15 protein-coding genes are annotated in these 10,538 nt (G+C 53.2%); 8 read left to right on the plus strand and 7 right to left on the minus strand.

Translation table 11 applies throughout. The features are described 5' to 3' along the window. The first annotated feature begins 437 nt into the window (after nt 1-437). Complete coding sequence (locus F7C11_RS00250; protein ID WP_297089787.1) at nt 438-1,232, plus strand: nitrilase; 795 nt, start codon at nt 438-440, stop codon at nt 1,230-1,232. A 239-nt stretch (nt 1,233-1,471) separates the two neighbouring features. After that, nucleotides 1,472-1,861, plus strand: coding sequence for a multidrug transporter (locus tag F7C11_RS00255; RefSeq protein WP_297089789.1), 390 nt, complete (start codon nt 1,472-1,474; stop codon nt 1,859-1,861). Here F7C11_RS00255 and F7C11_RS00260 read toward each other — a convergent pair. Further along, the gene (locus F7C11_RS00260; RefSeq protein WP_297089791.1) at nt 1,845-2,645 is read right to left on the minus strand and encodes a class I SAM-dependent methyltransferase; all 801 of its coding nucleotides are present in this window, start codon (nt 2,643-2,645) and stop codon (nt 1,845-1,847) included. The two genes, F7C11_RS00255 and F7C11_RS00260, sit on opposite strands and share 17 nt — an antisense overlap. A 93-nt stretch (nt 2,646-2,738) precedes the next feature. Between F7C11_RS00260 and F7C11_RS00265 the strand changes: the two genes are divergently transcribed. The 5 genes from F7C11_RS00265 to F7C11_RS00285 are packed head-to-tail and all read left to right on the plus strand — an operon-like array spanning nt 2,739 to nt 5,919. Then, a complete protein-coding gene (locus tag F7C11_RS00265) occupies nt 2,739-3,404 on the plus strand; it encodes a hypothetical protein (RefSeq protein ID WP_297089792.1) in 666 nt (221 codons plus the stop codon). Nucleotide 3,405: 1 nt separating this feature from the next. Next, a complete protein-coding gene (locus tag F7C11_RS00270; protein WP_297089794.1) occupies nt 3,406-4,107 on the plus strand; it encodes a hypothetical protein in 702 nt (233 codons plus the stop codon). A gap of 28 nt (nt 4,108-4,135) precedes the next feature. After that, on the plus strand, nt 4,136-4,846 hold the full coding sequence (locus F7C11_RS00275; protein ID WP_297089796.1) for a hypothetical protein: 711 nt from the start codon (nt 4,136-4,138) through the stop codon (nt 4,844-4,846). After that, on the plus strand, nt 4,833-5,534 hold the full coding sequence (locus tag F7C11_RS00280; protein ID WP_297089797.1) for a hypothetical protein: 702 nt from the start codon (nt 4,833-4,835) through the stop codon (nt 5,532-5,534). Before F7C11_RS00275 ends, F7C11_RS00280 begins: the two co-directional genes overlap by 14 nt. After that, complete coding sequence (locus F7C11_RS00285) at nt 5,527-5,919, plus strand: sigma-70 region 4 domain-containing protein (RefSeq protein WP_297089799.1); 393 nt, start codon at nt 5,527-5,529, stop codon at nt 5,917-5,919. Before F7C11_RS00280 ends, F7C11_RS00285 begins: the two co-directional genes overlap by 8 nt. On the opposite strand, the gene F7C11_RS00290 is transcribed toward F7C11_RS00285, so the two are convergent. The 6 genes from F7C11_RS00290 to F7C11_RS00315 form a co-directional block, all read right to left on the minus strand. Continuing rightward, nucleotides 5,916-6,656: a hypothetical protein gene (locus F7C11_RS00290; protein ID WP_297089801.1), complete on the minus strand. Its 741-nt coding sequence runs from the start codon at nt 6,654-6,656 to the stop codon at nt 5,916-5,918. The two genes, F7C11_RS00285 and F7C11_RS00290, sit on opposite strands and share 4 nt — an antisense overlap. Nucleotides 6,657-6,669: 13 nt before the next feature. After that, a complete protein-coding gene (locus F7C11_RS00295) occupies nt 6,670-7,026 on the minus strand; it encodes a PadR family transcriptional regulator (RefSeq protein ID WP_297089823.1) in 357 nt (118 codons plus the stop codon). A gap of 5 nt (nt 7,027-7,031) precedes the next feature. Then, nucleotides 7,032-7,736 carry a YhfC family glutamic-type intramembrane protease gene (locus tag F7C11_RS00300; protein WP_297089803.1) on the minus strand — a complete coding sequence of 235 codons (705 nt, stop codon included), beginning with the start codon at nt 7,734-7,736 and terminating at the stop codon, nt 7,032-7,034. Nucleotides 7,737-7,738: 2 nt separating this feature from the next. Next, nucleotides 7,739-8,077, minus strand: a complete 339-nt coding sequence (locus F7C11_RS00305; protein WP_297089805.1) for a heavy metal-binding domain-containing protein — start codon at nt 8,075-8,077, stop codon at nt 7,739-7,741. An 88-nt stretch (nt 8,078-8,165) separates the two neighbouring features. Continuing rightward, the gene (locus tag F7C11_RS00310; RefSeq protein ID WP_297089807.1) at nt 8,166-8,747 is read right to left on the minus strand and encodes a YiiX/YebB-like N1pC/P60 family cysteine hydrolase; all 582 of its coding nucleotides are present in this window, start codon (nt 8,745-8,747) and stop codon (nt 8,166-8,168) included. Between the two features lie 65 nt (nt 8,748-8,812). After that, on the minus strand, nt 8,813-9,604 hold the full coding sequence (locus F7C11_RS00315) for a hypothetical protein (RefSeq protein ID WP_297089809.1): 792 nt from the start codon (nt 9,602-9,604) through the stop codon (nt 8,813-8,815). A 98-nt stretch (nt 9,605-9,702) separates the two neighbouring features. Between F7C11_RS00315 and dph2 the strand changes: the two genes are divergently transcribed. Further along, nucleotides 9,703-10,538: diphthamide biosynthesis enzyme Dph2 (gene dph2, locus F7C11_RS00320; RefSeq protein ID WP_297089825.1), on the plus strand; the 836-nt coding region annotated here is incomplete at its 3' end.

Here is a 10,538-nt window from a genome sequence, read left to right on the forward strand (position 1 = left end):
CTTGAGTCTCCTAATCCTCTTCTTGATCCACTTCCACCTCATCCTTCCCTTCTTCTTCCACTTCCTTGGGCGCCTCTTCATGATCATCACCCCTGACTTTTCTCTCCAGCCATAGCTCCAGCGGTTCCTTTTTAAGCTTTTCCATGGGGAAAGGTCAGCCACCTCCGAACCGTCGAAAAGCTGCCCCACTGCCCCAACCGCTCCCAAAAGCCGTGTGGAAGGAGGTTTTGACTTTCATGATTTTCCACGTTTTTTGACCCTTTTTGTGGCCGGAATTAGCCAACCTGACACGTTAAAAGTAGATGCGTTGTCCTGAATATCGCAATAATGTAAAAATGATTGTGACTTTGCAAACAATCGGATTAGGCCAATATGCACTTTGGAATGCTTGTCCGCTAACCTTATCTATTCCAAGGGCAACTTGGAGTGGTGATAGCATGAAGGTGGCATACGTCCAGATGGAGCCGGTTCTCCTTGAGCCCGAGGTGAACTACTCCAGGGCAGAGGAGATGATTCGCGAGGCCGTGGATAGGGGGGCCAAACTCGTGGTTTTGCCGGAGCTCTTTGATACCGGCTACAACTTCGAGAGCAGGAGTGAGGTCGAGGAAGTGGCCGGGGAGATACCGGACGGCCCCACTACGCGGTTTCTGGCCGAGCTTTCACGTGAACTTGACGTGTTCATAGTTGCCGGGACGGCCGAAAAGGACGAGAAGGGCAGGCTCTACAACTCCGCCGTGATGACGGGCCCGATAGGTAGCGGCTACATAGGTAAGTACCGCAAGGTTCACCTGTTCTACCGGGAGAAGCTCTTCTTTGAGCCGGGCAACCTCGGCTTTCACGTCTTCAATATCGGCATCGCCAAGGTTGGGGTGATGATATGTTTTGACTGGTTCTTCCCGGAATCTGCCAGAACCCTTGCCCTGAAGGGGGCTGACATCATAGCTCACCCGAGCAACCTCGTGATGCCCTACGCCCCGAGGGCGATGCCGATCAGAGCTCTGGAGAACCGTGTTTACACTATAACCGCCAACAGAATAGGCGAGGAAAGGGGTCTGCGCTTTATAGGCAAGAGCACGATAGCATCACCCAGGGCCGAGGTGCTGGCCGTGGGGAGCGAGGATAAAGAAGAGGTCGCCGTCGTCGAGGTTGACCTTGAGCTTGCGAGGGACAAGCGGCTCAACGACATCAACGACATCTTCAGGGACAGACGACCTGAGTTCTACTCACTGTGATAATATCTGTTTTATCCCCCTCTCTGTATTTTGGAATGTTTGCATCTTTTTTGCCCCAGTTATGGGACGTTACCAACCATGTTGTAATGTTGCCAACATCGGTGGGGCGGTATTCAATAACATCCAATGGAATTAACCACCCGTTGGAAAATCTACATAAAACTCGCTCCAGAGGGCTCTATTCCTCGTTTGGTGTGCCCTTCCGAAAGTATTTTAAGAACTAAGGCAATATGTGGTAGATGATGGCGAGAAAAAGGAGGTACATCCTTTTGATTGCACCCGTTGCGATTGCCCTCGTGATTGGGCTAGTGGTTAATGCCGAGATGTTCCCGGCTGACTATTCCTATCAGAAGGGACTCTTCGGGCCCCATAACGTCCAGGCCGAGCTTCTTCCGGCGAATTCCCATATACGAGGCCAGATAATAGCCAAGAATCCGTTTTCGGCCTATGTGGTCGTCTCAAAGTCCGGCTACTTTGAGGACGTTAACGGGGACAACGTCGTTCTCAGCTGGGAAAACGTCACGGAGGTTGACCTTGATTTCAACGTCCCCTCTGGGAACTACTATCTCGTAATCAAAAACGGCAACGTTAGCCAGGAAATAGAGATGAGGTTCAAAGCGGACGGCTGAAGTCCTCCAGCACAAGCCTGGCGATGTCCTTTCTTGGCTTTTTGAAGTACAGCACACCCCGGACATTTTCGACGCCTCTGCTCTCGCCGGGTACGAGTTTTGCCTCTCTGAAGAAGACCCTCCCGATTGCAAGCTGTGTTGAGATGTCCCAGTAATGAAAATCGACGTCGGTTATCTTTTTGAACCCCGGAAGGATGTAGTAGCCCCTTCTGAACGTCCCCCTGACGAAGTCGTAGCCCTCGTGCATGGAGGCGATGGTGTACCCTTCCCTCCTGCCCTCCACCAGGAACTTCCGGTAGCCAGCGCGGTACATTACCCAGTAAACCCTGTCCGTGTCCTCTACCAGGAAAACACCATCGTCGCTGAGCGCAAGGGCAACTCCAGCGAACAGCCTGACCGCGTCGAAGGGGTCGAAGTGGGGCATGGTAAAGCCCCACAGCACGGCAACGTCGTGCTCCTCCACCAACTTCCAAACTTCCCTGGCATCGCCCTGAACCAGTTTCAGTTCGGGCTTTACCCCGGCCAACTTAAGCCACTCCCTCGCCAGGTCGAGGTCCTCTTTTCTGGCATCGAGGAGGGTTAGGAGTTTGGCGCTGGTTACCTTTGCGAGGGCAACGCCCGCTATTCCTGTTCCCGCGCATATGTCCAGAACCCGAGCTTTTGACGGCAGCTCGCCTGCTATGCTCCTGAAGAACTCCTCTATCTTTTCGAATCTTTCCCTCGCTCTTTTGTCCCCCGGGTTCATCCGCCAGTTGATGTAGCGGTAGAGGTCCACCAGGGACATGCCATCACCACGATGATGAATGTGTGAAATTATTTAAATCCATCGAAAGGCTTAAATATTTTGTCAACTTACATAAGTTGACAAGGTGAAAATATGCGGAGTGGAAAGGAGAGGTGTTACAACATAGTGCTCTTTATAAGTCTGCTTCTCTTCACCGCTGGAGTCTTATTCAACGAGCTAGCTCTGATGCTGATTTCTTTCGTAACCTTAATTGGTGGAGGTGTCCTCTTTTATGGCCATGAGGCAAGAATTGAAAATGGCAAGCTTATCCTAGAATGGGGACTGATCCTTAAACGTCGCAGGGAGATAAGCGTGGGAGAGATAGTGGATTTGATAGATGCGAATTCCAACAGATATTTTGTTATGGCAAAGTACTACCCTGACATCCTGCTTCTCCCGATGGGAATCATTGCTGGGGGTCCGGTGCTTTTAGAGACAGAATTCCCCTGGGTTGGGCTAGCATGGATTCTGATTGGTGGCATTAAGGTAATAACATATCTTTTTCCACCGGCTGAAAAAAGAAGGGCTGCCCTATTAACGCTGGTCCTTACAGGTATCGTCGTGACGGTAGCATACCTCATTGGGACGTTCATTGTCCCCCTGATATCCTTTGGGATCGTAATGGCTGGTATTATATGGGAGGGGGGCACGGTATTAACGAATACACTTGTACTAGTTACTGAGAAGGGGATTTACTCTGTGAGGTATTCATCGAAATTGGAGTGGGAAAAGCTGATGGGACTACTGGGGGGTGAGTGAGGTGAGGATTGAGGGGGCATGGCCCGTTTCAGTCCCCAAATTTCTTTTGTTCATCAGATTAGTGGCTATTGCTCTGCTGGTATCTTTGGGATGGACTATGGTTGAGCTTGGAATAAAGGGATACTATGCCGGTCTCCTGCTCGGTGCTCTGCTCTTTGGGCTCTCGTCCGGATGGAAGGTTGAACTCTCCGGCAGGGAAGCGACTCTGGTCTACGGGTTTGGAATTCTTAAGGCTAGAACTGGGGAGATTATTGAGATCTCTGACCTAGGGAACCTGAGGTTTGGAAGGCTTCTGGAACATCTTTACGGGGAATTAATGGCCCCTCCATTCTTTCTCCTCCTTTCAGTTGCTCTGTTTGGTGTTAGGGGATTCTTGGTGCTCCCGTTTGTCATTTACTGGCTGGTTCTCTTCTTTGTTCTGCTGGCGTTTCCATTGGAGCTTTTGAAAGAACGTGCTGGAAGACTCATGGTTCTTGCCGTTTTTCTGCCATGGGCTCTTTCGATGCCCCTCTCCTTCATGGGGGTGGAGTTTCAGTGGTTTGGGCTCTCACTGTCAACGTCGCTCTTCGGCTTCTGGTTCCTGGTTGGATTTGTATCAAGGGATTACGTTCTTCTGCGGGGGGAACTTGGGGAGTTCTTAGTGGCCTGCAGTAACGCTGGGAGGATTATAACTGCACTGGCGGGTGAGGAGAATGGCCCTTAGGCCATCGTATCCCACAGAGGGGAGATATATGGTGTTCTTGGTGGCTTTAACAACTCCACTTTACATATTTACTGGCCGAAAAGAACTCGCGCTGGCCTCGAGGGCACTTTTCTGGTCATTTTTGCTGCTGTTTTTCTGGAGACCCGTGCGGATTGAGACTGGCAGGATAACCCTGGAGTGGGGCTGGCCAGTTGTCTTTATCCGGAGAGAGATTCCATTTTCGGAGATAAGGGACATCTTCGATTTGACATCATCTGAGCGGATCAGGCTTATCAATTATTTTAGGGAAATCAAGCTCTTGGCCATACTGTGGATTGCCGTTGGATTCATGGGGATGCTTAAAAACGCGCCACACACTTCCTTTGTATGGGTCATGTGGATATACTGGGGTTTCTTGACACTTTTTATGCTCTCCTTTACTTACAGAGAGAGATGGGTGCTGGGGATTGTTATCTTTGCATTGAGCCTGGTAATGGCCCGGTATCTTTACAGAGCCGGCCAGGAAGGAGTGGGGGAATACGTTGCCATAACTGGGGTGTCGCTGGCTCTATTCAGCTTTGCTGGACTTTTCACCCCGAAAGGCGTTATCCTGGTTACTGAAAATGACACGTACATCCTCTCTTCTTGGGATGATTACGAGGCCAGTAAATTTTTCAAAGAGCTGGGTTCCTTTCTGGTCGGCATGGCCGGGGATAAGCTTACACAGATAGAGGGGGGTGCTTCCAGTGCGGTTGATTAAAGCCAGCCCATTTCCGGTTAGAGGCATTCCTCTCTTCCTATTTTCTGCAGGACTCATCGGTATGTCTATGGCGTGGTACGTCTCCAAGCTTACTGGATTTTTTGTGGAGCCCTTGTTCATATTCTCCTGGATTTTATCCGTTGGTATGGGTGCCAAGATTGAAAGTGGAAAGCTCGTTCTCTTCTACGGCTTTTGGGTCATGAAGCAGGAAATAAAGCTGGACTCTATCGAAGAGTTGTCACTTCTGTCGGGACTTGAATACAGTACTGTACTGAAGCACTTTAAAGCATACACCTTCACGTGGCTGGGAGTGGTTTTATGGGCATCAGCTGACCTCTTGGTTTTGAACGGCGGCGAAAATTCTCTCAGGCAGTACATGGACGTCTTTGTCATACTGGCATTTACAGTATTTTTCCTTCTATTGGCCTTGCCAAAGAACAGAAAACCCCTCCTCCGGCTGGCGGCTTTTTGTTGCGTCGCCTTTCTAATGGTATTTCCCCTTTTTAGGTGGGGTTCTAAAACACTCGCCCCTGGGATGTTTTTGGCCCTGTTAGTGGCCTTTATGGTTAGGGCATTCCAAAAGGACGATCTCATCCTTATAGTCGCAGGCGGAAAGTCTTATTTGCTCTCCTCCGATAGGGGTTGGGAGGTTCTAAAACTAATCAGGGAGGCCATGAAAAATGCTTAGACTTCCGGAGGGCATGGAGAGGGTCTGGCTGATGAGGGCCAAGGGAATGCGCGAGGTCGAGATAGCTGAGGCCCTCGGCATCTCCCGCCAGGCAGTAAACAAGGCTCTAAAGGACGCACGGGTAAAACTGTTTGAGGCCTTCTTTGGTCTGGCTGAAGTTTTCTCTTGGGGAATAGTGAGAGTTAACGTCGAAAAGGGTTTCATGGTTGCCAGGGGGAAATGTTTTGATAAACGTGTCCGTGTCTATGCCTTTTATTTCCCGGGTAAGGGGATAAAGGCCTTCTTCGGTGAAGGACTTCCAGATTACGTGCTTGAGCATGCCGTTAAGATTGGGATAATCGAGAGGCCCGATAAAGAGGAGCTGATAACGGCTCTCGAAACCTAGCGGTAGCCCTCCTCGTAGGCTCCCCTCAGGGCGATGAATGCGGCGTAGAAAATAACACCCAGTGAGATTACGGGAAGGAGCACGGCGCCAAGCGGCCCTGGCTCGTATCCGAGTGCCGTTAGGGCAATCTCTGCCGTTATCAGGCCTGAGACGAGGGTCAGTGCTCCTGCGAACTTCCGGGCCATAATCCCTGAGAAGCGGGGCGCCAGCTGGAAAACGAGCGGGCGGGAGGCGAGAACCGTCAGTGCAAGGAGCAGAATGAGTGCCCCGCCGAGGATCAGCGTGCTTTCTCTTGAAACGTCTCCCGCTGTGGAGGAAAGCACAAAAATCCCAAGAAACATCGCCTGGAGGACGATGTACGCCTTCAAATTCGGTGGTTCTATCCTTCTCCCGGGTCTTTTAGGGGCTTCCTCCGAAAGCTCCCCAAGCTCGTACTCCCGCTTTGCGGCCAGGTATGCGAGGAGCGTCGTTGTTCCGAGACCGAGGAGCAGGACAGCAACTAGCCATGCGAACGTCAGAAACGGGGAGAGGATTATAAGAAAAACTCCGGTGAGGATCGTTCCGATTCCTGAAACGCGGTTCGCCCTCCTTCTCGCCCTCTCCGAAAGGTAGGTGTAGCCTATCCTGAACCCTATCCCCGGCTCGCCCTTTGAGGCGATGGTGAGAACTCCCGCGGCAATTATGCCGAGGCCGATGAATGCCGCCCAGAGGATTCTGAGGAGGGTATAGGGCTCCATGGTGACCCCCGGGCTACTCTCCCTCCATCCTCTCCAGAGTCTCCATTATCGCCCCTATCTCCATCTTCAGCTCGCTCAGGACTTCTCTGCCCAGCTTCGTCAGGGAATAGTACTTCCGCGGCCTTCCCCCGACTTCTGCCCAGGTGTCCCCCACCAGGCCGGTCTTCTTCAGGCTCTTGAGGATGTCGTACAGAGCGCCCTCACTGGGCACGATTCTGCCGTCGCTGAGCTCCTCAAGTCTTTTTCGTATTGCGTAGCCGTGGAGCTCCTTCTCCCTCTCCAGGAGCAGGAGCACTAGGTAGGAGTAGAGCCCGGAGCGAAGGTCTTTTCTCAGCTTTTTGAGGGCTTTCTCCTTCCTGTCCATTAGCACGTCGCTCACCACAGGGCTTCCTCTTCCTTCGGAAGTTCCACCTTTGCCTTTGGAATCATGTAGTACAGCAGTCCCAGTGCGGCGAGGGCGGTTATAAACTCTACCGTGTACATGACCGGCTCGCTCTTCGTGAGCTGATAGTACGCCGCCAGGGAATCGATGACCGTGTGGATTCCTATCATCGCCAGAAGGCCCGTCTTCCCATAGCCCTCCCTGTAGGCGTACGCGAGGTATATTCCGGTTCCGACGTGGAACAGAACGACGAAGTACCGCTCCACCATCGAAAGGAGTGCCGTGCTTAGCGGTACGTCGAGCGGTTTTCCCGTTGCCAGAGCCCCGGCGAGGGCTGCGCCGGCTATAACGAAGACCTCCGTTATTCCAAAACCCAGCCCCATAAACAGGCCTGTGTTCAGGCTCTTCCCCTTCACCAGAAGGTACTTTGCCCCCTCCTGGACTATACCCGCGATAAGCCCGACCCATACCGAAACACCTATGACAAAGACTGTTCCCCTGGCTATGACGTCGGCGTTGGACTTTATCCCCATTCCCAAGAGCGGGAGCTGCTGGACGGGGTTCTGGATTATCATTGCAATGAAAAACGCGGCCAAGCCGAGGACGAACTCCCCCCATCTCTGCTTTTCGAAGCCCATGAAGTAGAGCGTTGCCCACGCCAGCAGCCCGCCGAGTATGGGGAACGGAAGGAGGTACATGCTCACTCCTCCTCGATCCTCTCAACGACCACCGCCGTGCCGTAGGCGTATATCTCGGCCATCCCCGAGGCAACCGCGGACGTCATGAAGCGGACTCCTATGACGGCGTTCGCGCCCATGTCCTCCGCGTGGAGCTTCATTCTCCTCAGCGCCTCTTCTCTCGCTTCTGCCAGCATCTGCGTGTACTCCTGCACCTCTCCGCCCTTCAGGTTCTTGAAGAAGGCCATTATGTCCCTCCCGACGTGGGTTGCCCTGACGATGCCGCCCCTGGCGAGGCCTTTCACCTCAACCACGCGGTAGCCGGGGATATTCTCGGTGGTCGTTATGAGTACGTCGCCCATACCTATCACCCCGATGCATCGAACTTCGAGGTATTATTTGCCTCAGAATATTTAAGGCTTTCTGTCCCCGCAGAAAGAAAGGGGAGGATCAGACAGAGTGGTAGTATATCACGTAGGTGTCATCGTCGTCGTAGACCTCCTGCGGCGCGACGCCGTTCAGGTAGGTCCACGTCCAGCCGGGGTTTGCGTCTATGTCCGGCCCGCCCGCGGCTATGTATGCTGCCCAGACGAGCTCGGAGCAGTAGTAGCTGTCCCCGTACACCTGCTTCGTCCACCAGCCCCAGTCGTAGGGCTTGCCCAGCTGCTGGTATGCGAAGTAGACGGCGTTCTGCCTCACGTAATCGCTGGTGGCAACGCGTAGAACCGCAACGGCGTCGTACCTGCTGAGGAAGTCCGAGAGCAGAACCATCCTTATCCCTGATTCCCAGGCCTCAATAACGACCCAATCGCCGTAATAGGGGTCATAATACGCCACGATTCCGGTGTGCGTCCAGTACCCCGGTATGAAGAAGTCGCTCTTCTGTCCGTGTCCTATGACGATGTCCCCGGGTATCACGTTGGTAGGATAGGGGTGCCAGTAGTTTCCTCCGCTCCCTGTAAGGGCAGAGACGGGCGCTGCCATGGCCAGCACAACCAGCAGTCCAACGATTATGCCCAGCTTTCCCTTCATTTGATCACCTCCGAATGGCAGAAGTAATATGTGCATTGATGATTGATAAGGTTTACTGAAAACCATTAGTGGCTATCGATGTCCCCTTTAGTCCCGGGTTCTCCAAGTGCCAGGAAGAAAAGAAGTGTGGCTGTACTCAGTGTCAGCGAGATTGGGGCGGAGAGGAGCAGACCGGCCACCAGGCCCACCACCCCCATGTTGGCCACTATCAGCGTCAGCGGGACTGAGATGAATGCCCCCAGGGCAAGGTACTTGAGGGCGTAGTCGAGGTATTCGCCGCCTTTCATCGCGAGTCTGAGGCTCTCAGCTAGGGCATCCATGAATCCGAGACCACCGATTGAGATCAGAAACGGTGTCCCGTAGACCGCGTAGAGGAATATGAGGAGCCCGAGGAATGCCAGGAGGAACGTAAACGGTGAGGCCAAGAGTGTGAGGATTAGGAGCATCATGACCGTGTAGAGCATGGCGTTGAACTTGAGGAACTCTGGAAAGTCCCTCCCAGCGTTCTTAAAAAATGTGCTCTCACGCATCAGAACCTCATCCCTTATGCTTCCGAGGTAGCCCGCTTCGAGGTAACTACCAAGGAGTACCATGAGTACCATAAAGGTTATGCCTTCGGGGGAAAAGGCGACACCTGAGGCTTTCGCTGGAAGGGAGACGAGGCTCCATAGGGTGGGCGTTGGTTCGGGCAGGGGGAACTGGATTCCAAAATGGAAGCCCTCGACGTTTAGGACTTCGAGGACCTTCCCGTAGTCCATCAGGCTCATCACAACAGGCACTGGAAGGAGCCATTTGGTCTCCTCAAACTTTTTCCACGCCTCTCCAAGCAGCTCAAGGAACTCCACCACGTTGTTCACCGTTCTCTATTTCTGATTTTTGTCTTTTAACTTTTTCCGATGGTATGGATGCCGATGGGCATTTAAAGGCTTCTCTGCTATGGACTCCGGTGGGTTCAATGCATGAAGTTTCGAGTGGCGAGATACTGGAAACCCTTCGAGAGCTTAACGCTAAGCGGGTGCTCATCCAGACGCCCGAGGGCCTAAAAGGGGAGGCCCAGTCCCTGGCCGATTTCCTTGAGGAGAACGGAATCGAGGCGATAATAAGCGGGGACATAAACTACGGTGCCTGCGACCCCGCTGACAGGGAGGCAAAGCTTCTCGGCTGCGATGCGCTGGTGCACCTCGGCCACAGCTACATGACGCTCCACCTTGAAGTTCCGACGATATTCGTGCCTGCGTTCGCGAAGGTTGACGTCGTTCAGGCTCTTGAGCGGAACATCAACGAAATCAGAAAGCTCGGGAGGAGGATTGCCCTCGTTACAACCTCCCAGCACATTCACCAGCTCGTAAGGGCGAAGGAATTTCTGCAAAAGGAGGGCCTTGATGTTGTCGTTGGGGAGGGTGACTCCCGCGTGAGCTGGCCCGGCCAGGTTCTCGGCTGCAATTTTACCGCGGCCAAGGTCGATGCCGAGGGGGTTCTCTTCATAGGGGCCGGCTACTTCCACCCCCTTGGGGTGGCCATAGCAACCAGAAAACCCACACTGGCGGTGAACCCCTACTCCGGGGACGCCATCTGGATGGATCGGGAGGCTGAGAGGCTGGTAAGGAAGCGCTGGGCTCAGATAGCGAAGGCGATGGACGCTCAAAAATTCGGCGTCATAACCAGCACCAAGAAGGGCCAGCTCCGCTTGGCCGAGGCCAGGAGAATCGTTAAACTCCTCCGCGAACACGGGAAGTATGCCCGGCTGATAGCGATGAACCACATAAACTATCCTGCCTTGGAGGGCTTCGA

Source organism: Thermococcus sp., assembly GCF_015521605.1.
Taxonomy (GTDB): Archaea; Methanobacteriota_B; Thermococci; order Thermococcales; family Thermococcaceae; genus Thermococcus.